At 62.0% G+C, this 22,871-nt stretch carries 16 protein-coding genes and 2 pseudogenes; 2 read left to right on the forward strand and 16 right to left on the reverse strand.

Annotated features, from left to right (window positions below; genetic code table 11):
- The first annotated feature begins 6 nt into the window (after positions 1-6).
- On the forward strand, positions 7-867 hold the full coding sequence (locus M1B35_RS25675) for an efflux RND transporter periplasmic adaptor subunit (RefSeq protein ID WP_123336986.1): 861 nt from the start codon (positions 7-9) through the stop codon (positions 865-867).
- A gap of 137 nt (positions 868-1,004) precedes the next feature.
- On the opposite strand, the gene M1B35_RS25680 is transcribed toward M1B35_RS25675, so the two are convergent.
- From M1B35_RS25680 to M1B35_RS25690, 3 genes are all read right to left on the reverse strand, one after another.
- Positions 1,005-2,030, reverse strand: coding sequence for an SEL1-like repeat protein (locus M1B35_RS25680; RefSeq protein ID WP_268263446.1), 1,026 nt, complete (start codon positions 2,028-2,030; stop codon positions 1,005-1,007).
- A 197-nt stretch (positions 2,031-2,227) separates the two neighbouring features.
- Positions 2,228-3,052, reverse strand: coding sequence for an SDR family oxidoreductase (locus tag M1B35_RS25685; protein ID WP_268263447.1), 825 nt, complete (start codon positions 3,050-3,052; stop codon positions 2,228-2,230).
- A 35-nt stretch (positions 3,053-3,087) separates the two neighbouring features.
- Positions 3,088-3,552, reverse strand: coding sequence for a multidrug transporter (locus M1B35_RS25690; protein WP_123336980.1), 465 nt, complete (start codon positions 3,550-3,552; stop codon positions 3,088-3,090).
- Between the two features lie 144 nt (positions 3,553-3,696).
- Between M1B35_RS25690 and M1B35_RS25695 the strand changes: the two genes are divergently transcribed.
- Positions 3,697-4,416, forward strand: coding sequence for an Imm52 family immunity protein (locus tag M1B35_RS25695; RefSeq protein ID WP_268263448.1), 720 nt, complete (start codon positions 3,697-3,699; stop codon positions 4,414-4,416).
- A gap of 165 nt (positions 4,417-4,581) precedes the next feature.
- Here the strand turns inward: M1B35_RS25695 and M1B35_RS25700 are convergent, their stop codons facing one another.
- The 13 genes and pseudogenes from M1B35_RS25700 to yaaA all read right to left on the reverse strand — a co-directional run bounded on the left by M1B35_RS25700 (position 4,582) and on the right by yaaA (position 22,692).
- On the reverse strand, positions 4,582-6,033 hold the full coding sequence (locus M1B35_RS25700) for a mannose-1-phosphate guanylyltransferase/mannose-6-phosphate isomerase (protein WP_123336978.1): 1,452 nt from the start codon (positions 6,031-6,033) through the stop codon (positions 4,582-4,584).
- A gap of 215 nt (positions 6,034-6,248) precedes the next feature.
- Complete coding sequence (locus M1B35_RS25705; protein WP_268263449.1) at positions 6,249-6,917, reverse strand: alginate O-acetyltransferase AlgF; 669 nt, start codon at positions 6,915-6,917, stop codon at positions 6,249-6,251.
- 31 nt (positions 6,918-6,948) lie between these two features.
- A pseudogene (locus M1B35_RS25710) lies at positions 6,949-8,106 on the reverse strand (alginate O-acetyltransferase); the annotation flags it as partial.
- A gap of 10 nt (positions 8,107-8,116) precedes the next feature.
- Positions 8,117-9,682: an MBOAT family O-acyltransferase gene (locus tag M1B35_RS25715; protein ID WP_123336972.1), complete on the reverse strand. Its 1,566-nt coding sequence runs from the start codon at positions 9,680-9,682 to the stop codon at positions 8,117-8,119.
- Positions 9,683-9,876: 194 nt separating this feature from the next.
- Positions 9,877-10,992: a mannuronate-specific alginate lyase gene (locus M1B35_RS25720; protein WP_123336971.1), complete on the reverse strand. Its 1,116-nt coding sequence runs from the start codon at positions 10,990-10,992 to the stop codon at positions 9,877-9,879.
- Between the two features lie 7 nt (positions 10,993-10,999).
- Positions 11,000-12,448, reverse strand: coding sequence for an alginate O-acetyltransferase (locus tag M1B35_RS25725; protein WP_123336969.1), 1,449 nt, complete (start codon positions 12,446-12,448; stop codon positions 11,000-11,002).
- An 11-nt stretch (positions 12,449-12,459) separates the two neighbouring features.
- Entirely contained in the window at positions 12,460-14,049 is a 1,590-nt protein-coding gene (gene algG, locus M1B35_RS25730; RefSeq protein WP_123336967.1) for a mannuronan 5-epimerase AlgG, read from the reverse strand.
- A gap of 26 nt (positions 14,050-14,075) precedes the next feature.
- The gene (locus M1B35_RS25735; RefSeq protein WP_268263450.1) at positions 14,076-15,560 is read right to left on the reverse strand and encodes an alginate export family protein; all 1,485 of its coding nucleotides are present in this window, start codon (positions 15,558-15,560) and stop codon (positions 14,076-14,078) included.
- Positions 15,557-16,999: an alginate biosynthesis TPR repeat lipoprotein AlgK gene (gene algK / locus M1B35_RS25740; RefSeq protein WP_268263451.1), complete on the reverse strand. Its 1,443-nt coding sequence runs from the start codon at positions 16,997-16,999 to the stop codon at positions 15,557-15,559. Before algK ends, M1B35_RS25735 begins: the two co-directional genes overlap by 4 nt.
- A 9-nt stretch (positions 17,000-17,008) precedes the next feature.
- Complete coding sequence (locus M1B35_RS25745) at positions 17,009-18,178, reverse strand: alginate biosynthesis protein Alg44 (protein ID WP_123336961.1); 1,170 nt, start codon at positions 18,176-18,178, stop codon at positions 17,009-17,011.
- 35 nt (positions 18,179-18,213) lie between these two features.
- On the reverse strand, positions 18,214-19,695 hold the full coding sequence (gene alg8, locus M1B35_RS25750) for a mannuronan synthase (protein ID WP_425273449.1): 1,482 nt from the start codon (positions 19,693-19,695) through the stop codon (positions 18,214-18,216).
- 87 nt (positions 19,696-19,782) lie between these two features.
- A pseudogene (locus tag M1B35_RS25755) lies at positions 19,783-21,098 on the reverse strand (nucleotide sugar dehydrogenase).
- A gap of 814 nt (positions 21,099-21,912) precedes the next feature.
- Positions 21,913-22,692: a peroxide stress protein YaaA gene (gene yaaA / locus M1B35_RS25760; protein ID WP_268263452.1), complete on the reverse strand. Its 780-nt coding sequence runs from the start codon at positions 22,690-22,692 to the stop codon at positions 21,913-21,915.
- Positions 22,693-22,871 lie beyond the last annotated feature (179 nt).

The raw sequence follows: 22,871 nt of genomic DNA on the forward strand, positions 1-22,871 counted from the left end.
CCCGCGATGAAAAAGTTTTTCAGCCTGCTTGCCACCTTGCTCGTGCTGGCCCTGGCCCTGTGGATTGGCCGCTCGTTGTGGGAGCACTACATGAACACCCCCTGGACCCGTGATGGCCGGGTGCGGGCCGACATCATCAACGTGGCGGCCGACGTCACTGGCGAGGTGGTGGACGTGCCGGTGCGCGACAACCAGTTGGTGAAGAAGGGCGACCTGCTGATGCAGATCGACCCGGAGCACTACCGGATCGCGGTGAAACAGGCGCAATCGTTGGTGGCGTCGAAGAAGGCCACCTGGGAAATGCGCAAGGTCAACGCCCACCGCCGCGCCGACCTGGACAACCTGGTGATCTCCAAGGAAAGCCGCGACGACGCGAGTAACATCGCCGACTCGGCCCTGGCCGATTACCAGCACGCCCAGGCCCAACTGGACGCCGCCGAACTCAACCTCAAACGCACCCAGGTGCGCGCGGCGGTGGACGGCTACGTCACCAACCTCAACGTGCACCGTGGCGATTACGCGCGCATCGGCGAACCGAAGATGGCCGTGGTCGATATGAACTCGTTCTGGGTCTACGGCTTCTTCGAAGAAACCAAGCTGCCCCACGTGCGCGTAGGGGATAAGGCCGACATGCAACTGATGAGCGGTGAAGTGCTCAAGGGCCATGTGGAGAGTATTTCCCGCGGTATCTACGACCGCGACAACCCGGAAAGCCGCGAGCTGATCGCCGACGTCAACCCGACCTTCAACTGGGTGCGCTTGGCCCAGCGGGTGCCGGTGCGCATCCACATCGATGAAGTGCCGGAGGGCGTATTGCTGGCCGCCGGTATCACCTGCACCGTGGTGGTCAACCCGCAACCCTTGTAGGCGCTGGCTTGTGTAGGAGCTGGCTTGCCAGCGAAAGCGACCTTCAGCCTTGCACCCGGCTTGCCGGCCTTTTCGCCGGCAAGTCGGCTCCTACCAGCAGCGTGCGGTGCCGGTAGGAATGCCGAATGGGGGGCCGGTTATTTGTAGGTTTTCTGCATGATCGCCAGGGACTTTTTCACCGTGGTGTCGACGCTGACGTCGATGTTATTGATCACCGCCAGCAGCTTCTTGTTGTTCAAAATCTCGGCACGCGGATAACGCTGCTGAGCCAACCGCGACACGATGATGTACTGGGTCACCGCTCCGCGCTTGGTGAATTTGCCGCTCTCCCGGGCTTTGACCAGGGCCTGTTTGACGAAGGCCCGGCGCTCGGCGATGGGCACGCCCTTGAAGGTGTCGGGGGCGTCCAGGAGGATCTCGGCGGAAAACACGCTGACTTCTTCCTCCCGCGCCTCGTCGTACATCACCTGCTTGCTGGTCACGCGCGCGTTGAGTTCGTTGAAACGCTGCTCGCCTTCGGCCAATTGTTCAGGGCTCATCTTTGCCTTCAGGGCATCCAGCTGGCTGGTGTCCTCGGTGTCGTCGATGACCTTCAGCCAAGCATAGGCTTTCACCAGGTCGCCGGCCTCTTCGGCGTCATCCGCCAGGCGTTGCTGCGGCTCCGGGTTGCCGTGCATGGCCGAGCGCTCCAGCCAACGGGTGGCCAGGGCAGGGTCCTTGGTGAAGCCTTTGTCGCCGAACCAGTAAGTGGCGTACATGCCGTACTCGGCGCACCAGTCGTTCTGCGACGCCGCGTAGGCGATGTAGTTGAAGGATTCGTTATCCCGCTGGGCCTTGGGTTTGTCTTGTTCCTGGTCGGTGGTGGTCGACAGGTAGCAGAACGCCCGGGTGTAGTGAGGGGCGGCCATCGCGAAGCAGCTCTTGGCGTTCTTGTAGTCCTCGAGCTCGTAGAGATTGAAGCCCGTGCCATACAGCAGATCGCTGTCCATGGCCGGGTTGCAGTGTTCATTGGCGGCGACCTGGGGCAGGACGCTTTGCAGGGTCAGCTTGGGCAGGGTGTCATTCAGTTCGAGAACGGTTGGTTCGGTTTTTTCCGGTGCCGTGGAGGCGCAAGCCGCCAGTAAGGTGGCCAAGGCCAGTGGCAGCACGTTGAACAATTTCAATGGATATTCCCTGATCTGCGATTGAATAAAGGGGCGCATGGAAGAGGACAGGGTGAGGACTGGAGAGGGCGGAGCTTAAGCCGTTCCATGCTTCAGTGTCGGCGCCAGCGATTCCATGCTGCGTGAGCGCGAACGCCCAAGTGCGCGCATTCTACTGGGATTGAGAGGGGGCACAAGCAAGCCCCCAGGGGTTTGCGTCAGAGCTTCGCGCCCAGGCCGAAACGTTTCATCAATACCTTTTCCAACAGGCCTTTGGGCAGCAGCGCTGCCAGCAAGGGCAAGGCCCGGCTGCCATTGCCGATCCGCACCAGGCGTGGTGGTGAGTCTTGTTGCACCGCTTTGAGCAGGTGGGCGGCAAACTCGCTGGCTGGGGTCGGCTTGTCCTGAGAGGCCTTGGCCCGGGCACGGATGCCTTCGCGCAGCGGCCACCAGGGCGACTGGTCATTGAGCAACTGCTCGGCTTCGTGCCCGGCATTCTTGGCGAAGCTGGAGGCAATCGCCCCCGGCTGGACTTCCATCACCCGGATGCCGAACGGCGCCAACTCCATGCGCAGGGCGTCGCTCAAGGCATGCACCGCGGCTTTCGAGGCGCAGTAGGCGCCGGCAAAGGGCGTGACCAGCACCCCGGACACACTGCCGATATTCACCACCAGGCCACGGCTGCGGCGCAGCACCGGGAACAGCGCCCGGGTGACCCCAACCACCGAGAACACATTGGTTTCGAACTGGCGTTGCATGGCGTCCACGCCGCCATCCAGCAGCGGGCCCATGGCGCCGTAACCGGCGTTGTTGATCAGCACATCGAGGCCGCCGTGCTGCTGGTTGATCTGCTCGCCCAAGGCACTCAGCGCCGGGCCGTCATTCACATCCAGTTGCACCGCGGTGAAACCAGCGGCTTGCAGGGCCGCCACATCCTCCGCCTTGCGCGCCGTGGCCAGGACCGTGAAACCGGCGCTGTTGAAGGCGTCCGCCAGGGCACGGCCGATGCCGCTGGAACAACCGGTGATCAACGCGATGGGCATGGCGCGGTCCTTGTGCTGGGAGGGAAGAGGGGCCATCAGTCGGAGAAGCTGCCTTGCAAGTGCTCGGCGCGAAACTCCAGGGTTTGCGGGCGGTAGCCGGGGCGCAGTGGCGGCATTGGCAGGCAGTCTGTCCATGTGGCGCCGGCCTGCAATTCGCCCGGGCCGCGATAGCGCGGGGCGCTGTATTGGTTGTCGGCGAGATTGACCGTATCACCGGTGGCATAGGCGGCGATGCGCCAACGCAGTTCGGTGAGGGGCACGCTGTTGCTGTTGCGCATGTTCAGTTGCAAGGGACGGTCGGCGGGGCAGTGCTCGGGCGCGTAGCGGATGTTCAGGTCCAGACGGGCCAGTTGCCGGGCTTCGCGGTGGTCCTGCCAGACCACCCAGGTGGCGACCAGGCCCAGGCCGATCGCGGCTGCCAGGGACACCGGGAACGCCTTGGCCGGGTAGCGGATAAGCAGGATCAGCCAGGTGATGACCAGCAGAACGCCGATGAACATGACGCGAACCTCGGGAAAAGAGAGAGCCCATCCTACCTAAGCCTGGGTGGGGTTGGCGATGAATGATGCCAGTACTGGAGCGAAGCCAGGGCAAAAAAAGGCTGGTTTAATTTATGATCCAGGCCCAAGCACAGGAGCAGGGCGATGGATGTGTTCAGGAAGTGTTCTTTTGTCTTGCGGTTCCACAAGCCCTCCATCGTGCAGGTCCCGCACTCGGTGCAGTTGCACAGGGCAGAGTGTTTTTTGGCTGAGCTGGCGGTTGTTCATCCGTTGCTGGGGGACTGGTTTTTTCAGGCGGGCTCCAAGCGGCAGGCACTGGGCAAGCGTTTGCAGGATCATCCTGGCGCCTTGCAGGAGGAGGCGGCCCGGCAGGCGGATGAGGATTTTCCTACCCAGCTTGAGTTTTCGGTGTGGAACGGGGTGGACGATCCGTTACAGGGCGGCTTGGCCTTTCATTACAGCGCGCACGATGGAGCCGCCATGGCCGGCATGCACTTCGAGGACGTCGGGGCGTTGGTGATGGCGGTCAGCGATGTGAAATCGTTGGTGTTGCAGGTCATGCAGTTGGCGTTGGAGAGGTGGCCTGAAATCGACTGGTGTGTGTTTGCGCCCAGCGATCACTATCGGCGCGGCAAAGTGTTCAAGGATCGGCAGACCATCGGCTGGATAGGTTTTTGCCCGCACCTCTTGCAAGCCCAGGACTTTGTCGACGCCGAACAGCTGATTGAAGTTGCCGGACGAGGCACCTTGATTGTGAGTACGCCCCAACTGTTGGACGAACGCACAGCAGAGCATGTGCAGCGAGTGGCGAACATCGACAGCACACTCATGGAACTGGGCCTGTTGCCGTTGTTTACACACTAAATATTCCAGCGCTCAACTTGCCGCTTGCCGCTGCTCCAAAAAAATACCCCTTGCCCAACTGCCTGCGGATAGGGGACGCAGGCACCTGGGAAGGGGTTGAAAATCTAACGGTCAACGACTCCCTGCTGTTACTCGCAGCTTGCCGCTTGAAGCTTGTAGCTGCCCTTACTGAGCAATGGTCTTCACCGACACCCCACGTTCCACCGGAGTAGAGCGACCGTAGATGTCTTCGAAGCGTTCGATGTCGTCTTCGCCCAGGTAGCTGCCCGATTGCACTTCGATGATTTCCAGGGGGATCTTGCCCGGGTTGCGCAGGCGGTGCACCGAGGCGATCGGGATGTAGGTGGACTGGTTCTCGGTGAGCAGGAACACGTTCTCGTCACAGGTGACTTCGGCGGTGCCGCTGACCACGATCCAGTGTTCGGCGCGGTGGTGGTGCATCTGCAACGACAGGCAAGCGCCCGGCTTGACCGAGATGTGCTTGACCTGGAAGCGGCCGCCCATGTCCACGGAGTCGTAGGAGCCCCACGGGCGATAGACTTCGCAGTGGTTCTGGGTTTCGCTGCGGCCCTGTTCGTTGAGGGTGTTGACCATCTGTTTCACGCCTTGGACCTTGTCCTTGTGGGCGATCATCATGGCGTCCTTGGTTTCCACCACGACGATGTTTTCCAGGCCGATCACCGACACCAGTTTGCCGTTGCCGTGGATCATGCAGTTGCGGCTGTCCTGGATCACCACGTCGCCTTTGCTGACGTTGCCGTTGGCGTCTTTTTCATGCACGTCCCACAGCGACGACCAGCAACCCACGTCGCTCCAACCGGCGCTCAGGGGCACCACGCAGGCGCGCTGGGTTTTTTCCATCACCGCGTAGTCGATGGAGTTGTCCGGGCAGCAGGCGAAGGTTGCTTCGTCGATGTCCACGGTGTCGGCGTCCTCGCTGCTGCGCTCCAGGGTCAGCAGGCAGGTGTCGTAGATGTCCGGGTCATGCTTTTTCAGCTCTTCGAGGAAGCGGCTGGCGCGGAACAGGAACATGCCGCTGTTCCAGAAATAGCCGCCGGCCTCGACGAATTCGGTGGCGCGCTTGACGTCGGGTTTCTCGACGAAGTGCGAGACCCGGCTCACGCCTTCCGGCAGCAGCGCGTCGTTGCTGGACTTGATGTAGCCGTAGCCGGTTTCCGGCTTGGTGGCCGGGACGCCGAATAGCACCATCTCGCCACGTTCGGCGGCGACGGTGGCCAGGGCCAGGGCACGTTGCAGGGCTTTCTGGTCTTCCAGCACGTGGTCCGCCGGCAGCACCAGCATCAGCTCGTCGCGGCCTTCGTTGACCAGCATCATCGCGGTCAGGGCCACGGCGGGCGCGGTGTTGCGGCCGAAGGGCTCCATCAGGATGCGCTGGCATTCGAGTTTGCGCGTCGCCAACTGCTCGTTGACGATAAAGCGGTGATCCTTGTTGCAGACCACGATCGGGGTGTCCATGCCTTCAAACACCAGGCGCTCCAGGGTTTGCTGGAACAGCGTGTGTTCGCCGGTCAGGGCGAGGAATTGCTTGGGAAACTGTTTACGCGAAAGCGGCCAAAGACGTGAGCCGCTACCACCTGACAAGATCACCGGAATCATGTTGTTACTCCTTCAAATATCGTATGGGTTAGAGCTACTGCGTTCAGTCGTTTCACTCTTGTTGTTGTCGCGTGCCCGGATGCGGTGCCTGCCCTCTGTAGGAGCCGGCTTGCCGGCGAAGGGGCCTTTGAGCCTTGTGTCGAGCTTGAGGACGCCTTCGCTGGCAAGCCAGCTCCTACGAGAGGCGGGGGACGGGCAAGGCATCCGGAAATTCGTTAGCGGGTCGACACTGGGCGTTTCACCCACACCGGCGACAGGCTGCTGCCGTTGCCGGTGACGTAGAGCACCGCCGCTTCGCCGCGCTCCAGGGCCACGGGCTTGAGGTCGCTGACTTTTTTCTCACCGTCGTACAGGGCGAAGCTGACCTTCACCGGGTTGATTTCGCGCTCGCCGCGGCCTTTGGCGGCCACGGCCTTGACCACGTCGGTCTTGCCGTCGGCGGTCTTCAGGGTCAGGGCCTTGTCGCTGAGGTTCTGCACCCGCACCAGGGACTTCTGCTTGTTCTTGAACGGCGGCTCTTCGATCAGTTGTGGCTGGCCGCTGGCGTTGTTGACCAGGGTGTAATAGTGGTCGGCGGCGAGTTTCACCGGCACGGTCTGGCTGCCCACTTTGGCGCTGTAGTCGCCACCGGGCATGAAGCTGAAGTCACTGCTGGCCAGGGGCGCAACGTCGCTGACGTTGGTGCTGCCAACCGTGGCGCTGACTTCGGCGTTGCTGGCGTTGTAGATGCGTACGAAGGTCGAGCCTTTGGGTGCGGTCGGGCCGTACAGGGCGGCGTCGCCACCGGCGAATACCGATGTCGACATCAGGCCCATGCCAGCGACCAGGGCTGCCACTTTCAGGGAGTTGGCAGCGAGACGGCGAGGAGTAGTAATGAAAGTCATGAGTGTTACCTCTTTTCAGTTTTGCGCCGATCGGCGTCTCGGATTTGGCGTTAACGGCTAGGTTTTGTTGGCGAGCGCCGGCTTGCTTGAGCTCTGCGACCCACTGCGGGTCGGCGTCGCCGATTTCGTTGTTGACGGGCAGATAGCGTTCAGGGAATTCCCAGATCAGCACCTGGGGCGGGTTGTTCTTGAAGTCGTCGCTTTTGAGGTAGCTGAGCATCGGCAGGATCGGGCCGTGGCCGTCTTCGGCGTAGCTCACCACGTCGCTGTGCAGGGCCTGCTTCAGCGCGCCGACAAAGTTCCAGTTGGGGTTGGCGCTGTAGCTGGTGCCCACCAGGGCCACCGGCACGTCGTTGTTGGCAAACAGCGCATCATCGGCAGCGGGCTGGTCGTCAGCGGCGCGGGTGACGCGTTTATCCAGGGGCTCCTGGGCCGGCATGAGGTTTTCAAACAGCGGGTCCAGGGGCAGGAACAGGCGCAGGTCGCCTTTGTGCGCCACGGTCTGTTCAGCCTCGGTGACGAAGCGCTGGGGCTGGCCGCTCAAGGGGGCTTTTTCGGCAATCGACTGGGCCAGTTGCTTGGCGGCGATTTCGGCGCCGCTCGGGGTCCAGTGGGTGTCGGTGCGCAGGAACACTTGCTGGCCCTGTTGCTTGGCCTGTTGCAGTGGGCCCAGCAGGTCGGGGGCAAGGATCTTGTTGGCCGCGACCCGGGCATGGAAGTCCTGGTAGAGGTTGGCGTGGATGCTGGCCGGTTGCACGTCACCCAGGTGTTCCGGGTACAGGCGCACCTTGGCCGGGACGATGGCCATCACCAGTTTCACACCGCGTGCCTTGAGCTGCTGGCGCACGCCTTCCACCAGGGCGTAGTTGCCCTGCAGGTTCAGCTCTTCGTTGACGATGGGGTTGAATTCCTCATCGCTGTACAGCCACTGGTCACGGCCCAGGACCACGCCCGGACGGCCTTCGTTGAACAGCTTGAAGTCCAGGGCGGCCCAGAGGTTGGTGCCCAGGCGCTTGATCGGAAACTCTTCGTCGTAGTGAGTTTCCACAGCCTTGGTCCAGCGCCCGTTGAGCACCGTGGCCTCGGCGTTGGTGCTGAAGCCGAAGAAGCTGCGCACCGACCACAGGCCCAGGACCGTCAGGGTCAGCATGAACAGGGCGATGTAGAACAGACGTAATGAGCGGGTCATGTCAGATCCCTCAGAACTGGAAGTAAAGGAACGGCGAGAAGCTTTGCGCCGAGAGTTTGAGAATCGAGGCGATGAACAGCAGCAGCACCAGGCCCCGCATCACGTAGCGCGACCAGTCGGCGGTCCAGTAGGCCGGTTGCACCTGGGCATCGGTGCCCACGGTGTAGCCCGGTTGGTGGATGCTGCCGGGGTTGTCGCCGGGTACGGCCTTGATCAGCCCCGGTTGTGCGCCGGCCGGGCCGTCCACCTCGCTGCCTGGCTCGGGCTTGGCCTTGCTCACTGGCGGGTTGCTGTAGAGGTCGCGCAGGCCGAAGAACGCCAGGGTGGCGTAGGCCAGGACCAGGGTCGCCACTTGCAGGCCGGTGAGGCTGGCGCGGTTGAGTTCCGACAGCGACCAGTCGCCGAAGCTGAACATGGCGCCGTACATACGCCCGGCCACGTGCAGGTTTTCGGCACGGAAGATCACCCAGCCCATGACCACCAGGAGGAAGGTCAGTGCCCAGCGGATCGGGTTCAGGCTGCGCGGCGAAGTGTTGAGGCCCAGGGCTTTTTCGATCGCCAGCCACATGCCGTGCCAGGCGCCCCAGACGATGTAGGTGATGTTCGCACCGTGCCACAGGCCACCGAGCAGCATGGTCAGGAACAGGTTGCGGTAAGTCATCAGCGTGCCTTTGCGGTTGCCGCCCAGGGTGATGTACAGGTAGTCGCGCAGCCAGGTGGACAGGCTGATGTGCCAGCGCCGCCAGAACTCGGTGATCGACTGGCTGATGTAGGGCTGTTTGAAGTTTTCCATGAAGCGGAAACCCATCATCAGGCCCAAGCCGATGGCCATGTCGCTGTAGCCGGAGAAGTCGAAATACAGCTGCGCGGTGTAGGCCAGGGCGCCGAGCCAGGCGTCGCCCGTGGTGGGGTTTTGCAGGGCGAAGCAATGGTCGGCGACCACCGCCAGGGTGTCGGCGATAAACACCTTCTTGATGAAACCCTGCATGAAGCGGGTGCAGCCTTCGGAGAACTTATCCAGGGTGTGGGTGCGGTTGTTGAACTGGTCCGCCAGGTCGCGAAAGCGCAGGACCGGGCCGGCGATCAGGTGCGGGAAGATCGCCACGAACGCCGCGAAGTCGATGAGGTTGCGCGTGGCCGGGGTGTCACCGCGGTAGACGTCGATGATGTAGCTGATGGACTCGAAGATGTAGAACGAGATCCCGATCGGCAACAGGATGTGGGTCAGGATGAACGGTTCCAGACCGTAGGAGGTCATGATCGCGTTGATGCTGTCCACGCCGAAGTTGGCGTATTTGAAGTAGCCGAGGATGCACAGGTCGACGCCGACGCCGAGCAGCAGCCAGCGTTGGGCGGGTTTGGTCCGGACCCCAGCCGCACCGACTTTCAGGCCGATCCAGTAGTTCCACAGGGTGACGCCGGCGAACAGCGCCAGGAAGTCCACCCGCCACCAGGCATAGAACACATAACTGGCGATCAGCAGCAGCAAGTTGCGATAGCGTTGCCCGCTCAAGTAGTACAAGCCGAGAAAGATCGGCAAGAACAGAAACAGGAACACATTGGATGAAAAAACCATCCCGATCTCTCCGTGTTTAACCAATAGTCAGAGGCCGGAGCCCCCCCAAACCCCCCCGCGAAAAAAGCGGGAAAGCGGTACTGCGTTCTGTAGGAGCCGGCTTGCCGGCGATGGCGGTCTTGAGAGCGAAGACGTCCTTGAGGGCCCCTTCGCTGGCAAGCCAGCTCCTACAGGAAGTTGTTCCAACGATTCGATCAGGAGCCTTTTTCGTGGGAAGGGTCGTAGACCTTGGTCAGGTCGCCCCCCAGGCGGAAGGTCTTGAACGGCTGCATGCCATGCTTGCGCTCCAGCACATCGGGGGCGCAGGTGTAGAGGCTGCAGAAGGGTTCGAGCCAGGCGAATTTCGAGTCGACCTTGAGGTCGCTCATGTCCTGCTGCTTACCGTTCTTTTTCTCGAAGTCGTCCGGGTCTTTCACCCCGGCCAGCACTCGGTCACCCAAGCGCTTGAGGGCGCCGTTGTTTTCCTGGCGCAGGTCCACGCCATTGACCTGGGCGAAGCTGGCGATCATCGCCAACGGCGGCAGGGCGTAGTTGTGATAGGCCAGGGCGCGCTGCTGACGCTTGAGTTCGTTGGGCAGGAAACCTTCGGCATCGACCTGGTTGACCCCGACCTTGTATTCCTTGACGGCCCAGTCGAACAGGTCGCGGCGGTTGGTGGCGATGGAGGTCGCCATCACTGACCAGGCGGCCCAGTAGGAGTGGTTGTTGGTTTTTTCCAGGGGCAGGTTGTCCCAGTCGCTGACCACCTGGTCGGCCATCTTGCTGAACCAGGCCTCGATCTGCTGCGCTTCCTTTTCGTGGGTCGCCAGCGGGTGCGAGTCGGAGAACTTCAAGCGCAGGTAAGCCGAGGCCATGCTGCCCAGGGCCCATTTGCGCATGGACTTGCCGGTGTGGTTGAAGTCCTTGGACATCAGCGCGTCGGCCTGGGCCCAGGCGGTGAGCCAGCTCAGGGTGCATTCCAACTGTTCTGGGCGGCCATCACGCATGAACTGCATGACCCGTTTGCTGGTGCCGCGCTCGATTTTGGTGATGTCGGCGGTGCTGTCGCGGAAGGCTTTTTCCGACTGGGTGTTCAAGGTCGCGCGGGCTTTGTCCGAGCCTTCGTACTTGCTGCGAAATTGCAGCGAGCCGGTGTAGGGCGCGGGCATGGCGTCGCAGCCTTCGCTGTGGTCGCCGGTCTTGAACTTATCCACAGGCGCGAAGTAACCCTGGGGCGGCCGCAGGGGGGCCGCGGCCTGGGTCGCGCCGGCGAACATCGCCAGGCTGAGCAGGGTCGGGGTCAAAAGTCGTTTGATCGTTGTGCTTTGCATAGGAACCTCATTGCCCGATCTGCGCGGTGCGTTGCTCCGCGCTCGGGAATACGTTGCGTTTGCAAATTTTCGCTTCGACTTTCTGCGCGGCAGCGCCCGCTTCCGGACCCTGGACTTCGACGGCCAGCAGGTTTTGCGAGGCCCAGTCTTCGTCAGTGCGCAGTTCAAAGGCGAAACGCCCGTCGGTGTCGGATGTTTCCGGTTTGTCGATCTTGATGTCCTCGTGGCGCCCGTTCATGTACCAGAGGGTGGCTTGCAGGGTTTTCACCGAGGGATCGGCGAAGCGGATGTCAACCTGGTGGTTGCTGTTGCGCAGGTCCATATTTTTGCTGTTGACCAGCAGTTCGTTCTTGCCCGGCTTGAGGTTGGCGCTGGCACTCATCTGGGTGTCCTTGCCTTCGCAGCCGTTGTCGAGAAGAGACATCATTTGTCGGTAGATGGTTTCCTGGTCCAGGCGGTACAGCGGCGAGAACTCCCAGATGAGGATTTTCGGCGGGCTCTTCTGGAATTCCTCACTGCCCAGGTACTGCAACATCGAGCCTTCCAGGCCGCCGCCGGGGAAGGCGACGTTGAGGATGTCGGCGCCGATGGACTCTTCCAGGAAGCCGGCGAAGTTGTAGTTCTTGCCACTGTGGCTGGTGCCCACCAGGGTGATCTGCGGGTTGCCGGAATCACCGAACAGGTCGCCGTCCGCCGCTTCGCCTTTGGGCTCGGTGGTGAACTGGTCCATGTACTGGATGGCGTAGCTGGTGCCGCACAGTTGCCCGGCCATGTTGTGCAGGGTGCCGGTCTTGCCCATGCGCCCAGACTTGTGGGTCTCGAATTCACGCCGTGGAATGTCGGCGAAGGCCGGCAGTTGCTTGACCTTGTCGGCGACGATCTTGGCGGTGCGTTGGGCGCCGTAGGGCGTCCAGTGCTGGTCGCCACGGAAGTAGAAGTCGTGGGCCGGCAGGGTGTCTGGCAGTTCTTCGTTGGTCAGCGGCGACAGGTCAGGCACCACGTAGCCCATTTGGGCGAAGCGCCCGAGCATGGCTTTGTAGTTGGTCAGGGCCTTGTCGTAGTCGAAGCGGGCCTTTTCCGCCGGGTTGAGCTTGTTGCGGTTCACCAGGCCACGGGTCGGCTGATAGACCACCACCAGCTCCACGCCCTTGCTCTTGAAAGCTTCGTGCAACTGCTTGAGGCGACGGTAGCCTTCCGGTGTGGTGTTGAATTCGGTGCGCAGGTCTTCCTGGGTGCGGAACAGCCAGTCGCCCTGGGCTTGCACCAGGGTGGTGAAGTTCTGCTGGTAGCGGGTGGTGTAGTTCTTCGCATCATGGGCGGCCGGGCACAGGTTGCAGCACGGCTCGGCGGTGAAGTTCGGCGCCTGGGGCTCATCGGCGCGGGCGCCGGCGCTGGCGGCGAGAATGCCGGCGGTCAGCGCCGACAGGCTCAACAGTTTGATCAGGTGTGGGGGCATGACAGTCATCCTCAATCCCGCATTTCGGTCTGGCGTTCGACGGGGTCGATCAGCACGGCTTTTTGCTGGCGAACCATCAGGTCGAGGATTTCATCCTGGCGCTCGCCAAGGATCCCCGAGAAGCTGATGCCGCTGCTTTTGGTGGGCGCGAGCATGGACACGCGATACAGCTCCACGCTCAACGGCGAGTCGATGGACAGCGGGCCGCTGCCATTGGCCGCCAGTTCGCCGCCGACCACGATCAGCGAAACCTGAGCGTCGAACGGGTCGAGCTTGATGTCGCGGTCGGTGTCGGAAAGGTCCTTGATGTGGCCGTAGACGCCGGTCAGGCCGTTGGCCATGGCGACGTTTTCGTACAGGCGGATATTCACGCTGTTGCGAATGCGGATGCCATGGCGTTTGTTGCTGATCACCTTGTTGCCCCACAGCAGGTTGTCGGCGCTCTCGTAGAGGGTGATGCCGTCGGTGTGGTTGCGGTAGATCTCGTTGTAGGCAATCAGGTTGTTGACGCTGTTACGGTCGATCACCAGGCCCGAGAGTTTGTTGTCGTAGCTACGGTTGTTGAAGATGAAGCTGTCGTTCACTTCCCGGGAAATGATGATGCCGTGCTTCTTCTTCGTCCCGTGGACGGTGTTGTCGGCGATGATCAGCCGGTGCGAACGGTCGTGGGGGTCGATGCCGTAGACGATGTTGTCTTTGTAGGTGTTGCCCTTGACCACGAAGTCGCGGGTTTCGTAGCAGTAGAAGCCGTACCACATGTCCGAGAATTCCGAGCCGATGATCCAGCCGGTGGGTTCATCGCGCTTGAGTACCTTGGCCATGTTCGGCGTGTACTGGGAAATACTCACGCCGTAGGACTTGGAGTTGGCGTAGCCGAAGCTGGCCATCTGGCTGTTGACGATGTAGGTCTCGGTGCCGCCCCAGGCCAGCAGGAAGGGGCGGAATTCCTTGGGCGAGCGGAAGGTCGCCGGGCCGTTGTCTTTTTCGCGCCAGCCCGTGACCTTGGTGTCGCGCACAAACAGTTGGCCATCGTTGACCAGGAACGAACCGCCTTCCTGGGACAGGCGCAGCTCCTGGGTCTGTTTGTCGATTTCCAGGATGCCCTTGCGCCCGACCACGATCGGCAGGCGCGCGAGGAATACACCCGGCGCGGTTTCGCTGATGTACTGCTTGGGCAGTTTCTTGGCCAGGTCTTTGAGGTTGATGTAACCGTCGTCGATAAAGATCGCCTGGGGAATGCCGTGTTGGCGCACCACCCATTCGGCCATCTTGTTGTCACCGCCGATAAAGTCCTTCAGGGCGTCTTCCTGCATCATCCGGCGCACGCTGATCTTGCCCGGCTTGCTGCGCACGATCTTCGCCGCAGCGGCCTCTGCGGTGTAGCCGGAGAGGTCGGGCAGGGTCGGCGTGGCCAGATTCAGCGGCTCGGTGGGCGCACTGCTGACGGTGTAGGTCTTGGCCTGTTGCAGCTCCTTGGCGATGATCGGCGCCTTGGCCGGCTCGACAGTGGCGAACGCCGAGCTGCTGGCCAGCAACAGGGCGCCGGCCAACAGGCTGAGGGCGCCTTTCGCAGCGGGGCTGTTCATGGGGTAGCAGTTCATTTCGGGCACTCCCTTCGCGGCTCGCATCAGAAGCGCCAGATCACGTCGATAAAGGCGCGGTGCATGTACGAGTCGACGTCTTTGCCGTAGGCATCGCCGGGCTTGAACACACCGCCACGAAAACGCACCAGGGCCGATGGCTCATCGATGGACTGGCTCAGGGCCGCCGGCAACAGGCCCTGCTTGAAGTACTTGGTGACCACCAAGTCCATTTCCTGCCCCAGGTCTTTCTTGCCGTCTTGCAGCGGCAGCGAGGTGCTGGAGAGCAGGTTGCCGTCGCCGTCATAGTCGTTGTCCACGGCGTTGATGCCGTTGCTGCCGACTGCCTTCTTGCCGTCCACGCGCCAGAACTTGTGGTAGATCAGGCTGGCGTCGTATTCGTCGTTGAGCATCCAGGAGCCGAACAGGGTGGCGGTCTGCATGTTGTTCATTTCGCCGCGATAGGCTTCGCCGAAACGGTGCACGCGGGAGCGGGTGCCGGTGTAGTTGGAGCGGTTGCTTTCCAGGCCGTTCTGCTCGTAGTCGCCGCTGGCGCGGGCATAGGCGGCGCCGACTTGCCAGTTCGGGTCCAGGCGCAGGCGTACGCCCAGGTCCGTGGCCCAGCCGTCGAGGTTCTCGCCGCGCTTGGCCTGGGCCGGGCGGTTGCCATTGGCGTCCAGTGCGTTGACCGTGTCGCGGTCGCCGCTCATGCCGGTCAGGCTGGCCCAGTAGTTGACGGTGTTGGTGTTGCGCCAGTTATAGGCGTCGCTGTCGGCGGTGAGGCCGAGCCAAGTAAGGTCGCCGTTCTCTTTCTTGTCCAGGGAATCGGCCGCTTCGCCGGGCACCGGATAGTCGAGCTTGCCGTCATCGTGGGTGTGATGACCGCGAATCCCCACCCAGTTGCCTGGGGTCCACTGGTAAGCCGCGTCGCCGTAGACGTGCAGGCGGTCTTTATCCTTGGGCGCCAGTTCTTTGAGGTCGGTGCGGTACTCGCTGAAGCGCTCGGCGGCGCCAACGTTGGCCCGCAGCAAGGTGGTGTCAAAGGTCCAGTTCAGGGCTTCGATGTTGGTGTCGCGCCACTGGCCGTCGTCGTTGCGCAGGCGTTGGCGGCCCAGTTTCAACTGCTCGCCGGGGTAGGGCGTGAAGCCGCTGTAGCCGATCCAGAACTCACGCAGGGCCAGGTAGTTTTTCTTGGTCTTGCGGTCGTCGTTGCTCGACTGCTGGGTACCGTCGGCGTCCGACTGCTGCAGCGTATCGGTTTCGATGATGTCGGTGGAGGTCACCGCCTGGCCCATGGCGTAGGCGCTCCAGGCACCGCGTTCACCGTAGACCCACGGCCGCAGGTCCAGGCCCAGGCCGTTGACGTCGCCGCCGCTGAGGGTGCCCAGGTCGCGGTCGTCTTCGGACTGGCCGGTGATTTTCACTTCCAGGCCGAAGTTCTGGGTATCGGTCATCGCTGCCAGGGTCGGGCAGGACCAGATCAGGGCGAAGCTCAGGCCGATGCCGGCCTTCACGAATGGATTCAACTTCATAGGGTTTCCTCGCCGTCTTCTTCTTGCAGGGCGTGCAGTTGCAGCGCGTTCTGGCTCAAGGCCCCACGCACGGCCTGCTCTTGTTGCAGCAGGCGTTGGGCTTCGGCGCGCTGTGCAGGCGGCAATTGGGTTTCCAGCTGTTGCGCCAGCTCGTTGGCTTGCGGCGTGTCCTGGACCTTCGCCAGTTGGCTGAAGACGTAGGCGTTGACTGGGTTGGGCTTGGTGCCCTTGCCCTGGGAGAACAACTGGGCAATGGCGAAGTCGGCGCTGTTCTGGCCGTTGCGCGCGGCGGTCAGCAGGTGGTCCAGGGCCTTTTGTGGGTAGACCTGGCCCAGGTAGCCACGGCGGTAGATCTGGCCGAGGTAGTAGTCGGCAGCCACTTCGCGGCCCACGGCTTTCTGGAAGTGTTCTTCGGCGACCTTGGCGTCGGCCGGTACCCATTTGCCTTCGTAGTAGAGCTTGCCCAGCAGCAGTTCGGCGCGGGGCTGGTCGGCGGCGCGGCCGTTGTCCAGGTACTGCATCATCTTGTCGACGTCACCCAGTTCGGGGAAGTCGTAGAGCAGTTGGGCCAGGCTGACCCAGGATGCCGGGTAACCCGGAGCGACCTGCTCCAGCAGGGCCTGGGCGGTTTTTTCGTCCGGCTTGCCGAGGCTGGCATCGCCCAGCACGCGGGCCACGCTGTCCACTCGCTGGGCGCTGACCGTGCCACGGCTGTAGCCGGCCTGCAGCTGCTTGAGCAGCTCGGCCTGTTGCTCCGGCTGGCCGCGTTTTTGATAAACGGTGGCCAGTTCCACGTAGCAGATGTCGGTGCTGTTGAGCGCGGCCTTGCAGATGGTTTCCACCTCGGCCAGGTGTTGGTCGTAGGTGCCTTGGGTGCGGTACAGCAGCACCTGGGCCAGGCCGGCTTCCGGGTAACCGGCGCTGCGCCATTGGCTGATCTGCTGCTGGGCGTTGATGTTGGGGAAGCTGTGGGGGTATTGCAGGTACAGCATCGCCAGGGGAATCAGGGTGTTGCCTTCACCGTTGGCAAAGGCTTTTTTCAACAGGCCTTCGGCTTCGTGCTGCTCGGCCTCGGTGGAACCGGGCTTGGCCACCAACAAGCGGCCAAGGCGCGCCTGGGCCCGGGGCGATACATCGGCCGCGGCGCGATAGGTGGCCTCGGCCTGCTTGATCTGCGCCGGGTCGCGGCTGTCCACCTGGATGTCGGCCAGGCCCACCTGGGCCTCGCTGTAGCCCAGGTCCGCCAGTTGCCGGTAGTTCTGTTCGGCCAGCGCGGTGTCGCCGCGCTTCAGGGCTTCGTTGGCCAGGCGCTGGTCGGGCAGGCCGGCGCAACCGGCCAGGCTCACGGCCAGGGCCAGGGAGCACAGGGCCAAGGCGCGGCGCCCTTGAGGCTTATCGAGTGCGCAGCACTCGGCAATGGGAAGGCTCGTCACAGGCATGTCCTCCGCTTAGAGACCGGAGGCCATGGCTTTGTCGATCAGCCAGTTCATGGACGGGCCACGGTCGCTGCTGACTTCCACTGGACGACCGGCGAAGGTGCTGCTCAGGGGATGGTCGGGCTTGATCTGCACGCGGATGTCGGAGGACAGGTCGTTGCTATTCAGGCTGGTGCTGCTGACGATGGTGCCGCGGCGCACAGTGTCTTCATCGGCAATCTGGAAGTTGACCTTGGTGCCAGGGCGGACATCAGCGAATTGACGGTAAGAGAAGCGCGCCTCGACGTTGGCCTGGCTGTTGCGCGGGACCAGTTGGAAGATCACGTCGCCTTTGCTGGCGTACTGGCCGTCGGCGACCATTTGCTGGGCCACGGTGCAGTCGCAAGGGGAGGTCAGGGTGCCGGTCATTTGCTTGCCGAACAGCTCCTCGACCTTGGCCGGTTGCAGTTGGTCTTCATCCAGGTGGCCTTTGAGCACGTCGAGCATGCTGGTGCTGAAGGTGGCCAGTGGCGCGCCCTTGGCCGCAATGCCGTCGCTCTGCACCAGGCTTTGCACCGTGCCGTCGCGCGGCATGGTGACGTTCATCCCCGGGACGCTGACCAGGCCGGCCTGGGCGTGGCTGACGAAGTACATGCCGTACACCGACTTGAGGATGAAACCGAACGCCGCCAGGCCCACCACGAAGATCCCGGCGCTGAAGGTCACGGCCCGTAGGCGGCCCATGGCGGTCATGCCGCTGCCGCTGTCCTTGACCTTGCGCGCCTTGGTGAAGTTGTCGCGCTGCAGGGTGGCGAGCACGTCGCCCATGCTGACGATGTCGCCGGCCAGGTGCGAGGTGATCAGGTGGCGCAGGGTGGAAATGTCCTGGGGCTCGAGGTTCTGGAACTGGCAGCCGACGCGGCCGCTCTGGCGGTCGAAGGAGCGGATCTGCAGTTCCACGTCCATGGCCAGGCCCAGGTTGTCGATGACGAACTGCAGGCGGCCCTTGTGCACCTCACCGATGGTCAGCGCCTGCTGCCCGGCGATAAAGCTCAAGCCACCGGCGGACAGGTCGTGGACCCGGACTTCCAGGGGTTTACCCTCTGTTCCGAAAAAGCGCAGCTTGGCCGGGATCTTGACCCGGGCGTGCTGGCGTTGGGCTTCGGATTCATGCACTACGTTGACGTTCACGGCGGTGTTCATAGGGGCGATTTCCTAGTTAATTCAGGCAAGTCGGGTCAGACCATCAGCAGCAGCACGGCGACGAACACGCTGCCGGCAGAGAAGGTCATGGTTCGAGACGACCAGGTGTTGAACCAACGTTGAAAGCTGGCGAGATCACGGGTCAGTTTGGTGTCCTGGCGGGTCCAGGACTGTTGGTCGAGGCGGAAGAACACGTAGATTTTCACCAGCGCGCCGACGATCTGGTTGTAATAGAGAATCACCGGGTAGGCCGGGCCGATCTTGTGCCCCGAGCACGACAGCAGCAGGGTCAGGATCAAGCGGGTGATGCCGATCCACAGCAGGTACGCGAGGATGAAGGCCGTGCCGTACTTGAAGCTGGCGATGATCGCCACGGTCAGGCCCAGCAGGGAGGTCCACATCGACACGCGCTGGTCGAACAGCACCACGCTGGTGAACAGCCCCAGGCGCTTCATGCCCAGGCCCAGGGCCCGGGAGTTCTGCCGCAGGTTGTTGCCGTACCAGCGGAACATCAGCTTGCGGCTGGCCTTGATAAAGCTCTTTTCCGGCGGGTGTTCCACGGTGTTGATCGCGGCGTCGGGTACGTAGAAGGTGTCGTAGCCCAGGCGCATCAGGCTGAACCAGCTGGACTTGTCGTCGCCGGTGAGGAACTTGAAACGGCCCAGGCGCCAGTGTTGCAGGGAGTCGCTTTCCACGTCGGCGATGAAGTCCGGGTCGGTGACCACGGTGGCGCGGAACACCGACATGCGCCCGGTCATGGTCAGCACGCGCTTGGACAGGGCCATGGAGCACATGTTGATGTGACGTTGGGCGAAGCGCAGTTTGTGCCACTCGCTCATGACGTAGCCGCCGCGCACTTCGCAGAACTCGTTGGTGGTCAGGCCGCCGACATTGCCGAACAGCTGGAACCAGGGCACGGTCTTGCGCACAACGCCTTCGCCAAGCACGGTGTCGCCGTCGATCACGGCCACCACGGCGCGGCTGTCCGGCAGGAGGCGCGAGATGGCGCGGAAACCGAAGGCCAGGCCGTCGCGTTTACCGGTGCCGGGGATGCGTACGAAGTCGAGTTTGACCCGGTCAGGCGGGTTCATCCGCGCCCACAGGCTTTTCACCAGCAGCTCATCGGACATTTCCACGATGGAGCAGACCACCGTGGTCGGGAAACCGCAGTCGATGGCTTCGCGGATCACCGAGCTGTAGACCTGGGCGGTGGTCAGGGCGTCGATGCGAAAGCTGGTGACCATCAGGTACACATGGGACGGGTCCGCTGCCGTGCCCAGCTTGCGCACTTTGCGCCGCAGGTGCGGGTAGACCACGTAGAGAAACAGCATGCCGCGGACAAAGTGCGTGGCACCCATCGAATAGCGCCAGATACCCACGGCGCCAATCAGGAAAATAAAATCCTTGGACTCGGAGTCGAAGGTCGATGTGGGCAGCAGCAGCGCCATCCCCATCAGCAAGCTCAAGAAAAACAGCCAACCGGCGGCCTGTAGGAGGCCGTTTTTTAGCCTGTGCATAATCAGCATCCTAAAATCAGTTGCAAGCTCCAAGCCGCAAGCGTGGGGCTCTTGCTTACGGCTTGAAGCTTGAAGCCTGCCGCTGCGTTACCAGCAAATCCCTTCGGTACGGCCGGTGGTGCAAGTGGCCTTGGACATGAAGCCGACAGGTCGATGACTTGCTTGCCGATCGGTGCCTTGTCGGCCAGGGCGCGGAACTTCTCGTCACGGTTGCCGAGGATGATCACGTCGGAGTTGCCAATCACTTCGTCGAAGTCCGAGTTGAGCAGGGACGACACGTGGGGGATCTTCGACTCGATGTAATCCTTGTTGGCGCCGTGGACCCGGGCGTACTCGACGTTGCTGTCGTAGATGCTCAGGTCGTAGCCCTTGCCGATCAGCATTTCTGCCAGTTCCACCAGCGGGCTTTCACGCAGGTCGTCGGTGCCGGCCTTGAAGCTCAGGCCGAGCAGGGCGACTTTGCGCTTGTCGTGGCTTTCAACGATGTCGAAGGCGTTCTGCACCTGGGACTCGTTACTGCGCATCAGCGAGTTGAGCAGCGGCGCCTCGACGTCCAGGGAGCCGGCGCGGTAGGTCAGGGCGCGCACGTCCTTGGGCAGGCAGGAGCCGCCGAAGGCGAAGCCCGGGCGCATGTAGTACTGGGACAGGTTGAGGGTCTTGTCCTGGCAGACCACGTCCATCACTTCACGGCCATCGACGCCGACGGCCTTGGCGATGTTGCCGATCTCGTTGGCGAAGGTGACCTTGGTCGCGTGCCAGACGTTGCAGGTGTACTTGATCATCTCGGCGACGGCGATGTCCTTGCGGATGATCGGCGCGTCGAGTTCTTCGTACAGCGATTGCAGAACGTCGCCGGACGCTTTGTCGAATTCGCCGATGACGGTCATCGGTGGCAGGTCGTAGTCGGCGATGGCGGTGCTTTCGCGGAGGAATTCCGGGTTGACCGCAACGCCGAAGTCGACGCCGGCTTTCTTGCCGGAGCAGTCTTCGAGGATCGGGATCACCACGTTGGCCACGGTGCCGGGCAGCACGGTGCTGCGTACCACGATGGTGTGGCGGGTGGTCTTGTCACGCAGGACAAAACCGATTTCGCGGCACACGGCTTCGATGTAGTTGAGTTCCAGGTCGCCGTTCTTCTTGCTCGGGGTACCGACGCAGATCATCGACAGGTCGGTGTCGCGAATGGCTTCCGCGAAGTTGGTGGTGCCACGCAGGCGACCGCTCTGGATTCCCTGGCTCAGGAGTTCGCCCAGGCCCGGTTCAACGATGGGGGATTTCCCGGCGTTGATCAGGTCGATCTTGTCTTTGGCTACATCCACGCCAACCACATCATGACCCCGTGCAGACAGGCAACCGGCACAGACTGCACCGACGTAACCCAAACCAAATATGCTGATGCGCATCGCATTTACCTCTGTGTTATTCACGCCATTAGATGGCCGGAGTTAATGTTTGCCAGCGGTTGTTGCGCACTCGAAAGTACAGCGGATTAACGCTGTAATAACGTGTGCAGGCAGACTAAGTTCCGAGTGTCTAAATAAGTGCACTCAAGTTGTGCGCAACTAATCCATGTTGTAAAGGTGTGCCCTTGTTTGTTGCCAGCAGCTCCTGCTGCAGGACCGGGGTGCCTCAGGCGTGGAGCGTATCCACTGGCTCTGGGCCACATTCCATGGGTATTCCCAGTATGTGGGGCGGTCCTTGAAGGCCGGCTATTCCTTGGCGTCGTAGGGGATAGTAATGGTGCGTTATCTCCTGTCGGTTAAACCTAAGTTCAAGTTGTTGACCAGGCAGTCATATCACTGTGACAACTTGGCTAGTTTCTCTTGATCCTGTGTAAGTCATCTCGTACGTTGTCGTTGAGAATCGTTACCGGTGGTATGAGCGGTGGTTCAGGACATAGTTCCGACCCACTCATCCTGTTTTCCGAAATTTCTTGAAATATTGGCAAAGATGGCACTGCTCTCAAATTGATAGCACTTACCATTTGGGCCTTTAGTTATGGGGAGTTCACGACGGGAGATATTTTTATGCCACTACTGAATAAAAAAAACAGTGCCACTACTGAAAAAAGTCACGCCTGTCGAGTGAATAAAAAGTTATCCAGAGGGCAAAAAGAATAATGACGCCAATAAAATGGCGATTTTGGCGAGAGGGAGGGGCGAGTGATAAAAATCCGGCGTGCCCATGGAGTGGTCATGGGCACGCCGGGAATCTGCGTTATTCCGGTGCGTGATCGCGCAGGAAAACCAGGTTGTCGGGTTTGGACTGTTCGGCGCTGTAGCGGTAGCCCTGGACATCGAATTGCTTGAGTTGGGCCGGATCGTCGATGCGTTGTTCGATGACGAAGCGGCTCATCATGCCCCGGGCCTTTTTGGCGTAGAAACTGATGATTTTGTACTGGCCGTTCTTCAGGTCCTTGAACTCGGTGTTGATGATCCGCGCCTTCAGGGCCGTGCGCTTGACCGCCGAGAAGTACTCGTTGGAGGCCAGGTTGAGCAGCAGGTCGTCGCCTTGCTCGGCCAGTGCCTCGTTCAGCCATTCGCTGATGCGCGTGCCCCAGAACGCGTAGAGGTCCTTGCCCCGGGCGTTGGCCAGCTTGGTGCCCATTTCCAGGCGGTACGGTTGCATCAGGTCCAGGGGGCGCAGCAGGCCGTAAAGGCCGGAGAGCATGCGCAGGTGTTGCTGGGCGTAGTCGAAATCGGCCTCGCTGAGGGTTTCGGCGTTGAGCCCGGTGTACACGTCGCCCTTGAACGCCAGCAGCGCCTGCTTGGCGTTGTCCGGGGTGAAGGCCGGGGTCCAGCTGCCGAAGCGCGCGGCGTTGAGGCCGCCGATCTTGTCGGAAACGTGCATCAGCTCGCTGATCTGCGCCGGGCTCAGCTCGCGCAGTTGCTGGATCAGCTCCTGGGAGTGATCGAGGTACTGCGGTTGGGTAAAGCGCTGGGTGACCGGCGGGGTCTCGAAATCGAGGGTCTTGGCGGGTGAAATCACCATCAACATGCAATCGTCTCCTTTTAGCGTCGGGGGATTCTAGGGGCTCGGGCGTTCGGACTCCACCTATGATGGCGATAGTCATGACCGCTGATCGCGGTTCGCCGGCAAGCCGGCTCCACGGCCCTTTAGGAGCCGGCTTGCCCGCGAAGGGCCCTGATGCCTGGTGCTAATCAGCTATAGTGCCG

It is taken from the genome of Pseudomonas morbosilactucae, assembly GCF_023241665.1.
Taxonomy (GTDB): domain Bacteria; phylum Pseudomonadota; class Gammaproteobacteria; order Pseudomonadales; family Pseudomonadaceae; genus Aquipseudomonas; species Aquipseudomonas morbosilactucae.

Excerpts from the sequence above, each read along its gene's own strand:
- M1B35_RS25675 (WP_123336986.1), top strand. The coding sequence starts at position 7 with ATGAAAAAGTTTTTCAGCCTGCTTGCCACCTTGCTCGTGCTGGCCCTG.
- M1B35_RS25685 (WP_268263447.1), bottom strand. The coding sequence starts at position 3,052 with ATGCCCATCGCGTTGATCACCGGTTGTTCCAGCGGCATCGGCCGTGCC.
- M1B35_RS25690 (WP_123336980.1), bottom strand. The coding sequence starts at position 3,552 with ATGTTCATCGGCGTTCTGCTGGTCATCACCTGGCTGATCCTGCTTATC.
- M1B35_RS25695 (WP_268263448.1), top strand. The coding sequence starts at position 3,697 with ATGGATGTGTTCAGGAAGTGTTCTTTTGTCTTGCGGTTCCACAAGCCC.
- M1B35_RS25700 (WP_123336978.1), bottom strand. The coding sequence starts at position 6,033 with ATGATTCCGGTGATCTTGTCAGGTGGTAGCGGCTCACGTCTTTGGCCG.
- M1B35_RS25705 (WP_268263449.1), bottom strand. The coding sequence starts at position 6,917 with ATGACTTTCATTACTACTCCTCGCCGTCTCGCTGCCAACTCCCTGAAA.
- M1B35_RS25715 (WP_123336972.1), bottom strand. The coding sequence starts at position 9,682 with ATGGTTTTTTCATCCAATGTGTTCCTGTTTCTGTTCTTGCCGATCTTT.
- M1B35_RS25720 (WP_123336971.1), bottom strand. The coding sequence starts at position 10,992 with ATGCAAAGCACAACGATCAAACGACTTTTGACCCCGACCCTGCTCAGC.
- M1B35_RS25725 (WP_123336969.1), bottom strand. The coding sequence starts at position 12,448 with ATGCCCCCACACCTGATCAAACTGTTGAGCCTGTCGGCGCTGACCGCC.
- algG (WP_123336967.1), bottom strand. The coding sequence starts at position 14,049 with ATGAACTGCTACCCCATGAACAGCCCCGCTGCGAAAGGCGCCCTCAGC.
- M1B35_RS25735 (WP_268263450.1), bottom strand. The coding sequence starts at position 15,560 with ATGAAGTTGAATCCATTCGTGAAGGCCGGCATCGGCCTGAGCTTCGCC.
- algK (WP_268263451.1), bottom strand. The coding sequence starts at position 16,999 with ATGCCTGTGACGAGCCTTCCCATTGCCGAGTGCTGCGCACTCGATAAG.
- M1B35_RS25745 (WP_123336961.1), bottom strand. The coding sequence starts at position 18,178 with ATGAACACCGCCGTGAACGTCAACGTAGTGCATGAATCCGAAGCCCAA.
- alg8 (WP_425273449.1), bottom strand. The coding sequence starts at position 19,695 with ATGCACAGGCTAAAAAACGGCCTCCTACAGGCCGCCGGTTGGCTGTTT.
- yaaA (WP_268263452.1), bottom strand. The coding sequence starts at position 22,692 with ATGTTGATGGTGATTTCACCCGCCAAGACCCTCGATTTCGAGACCCCG.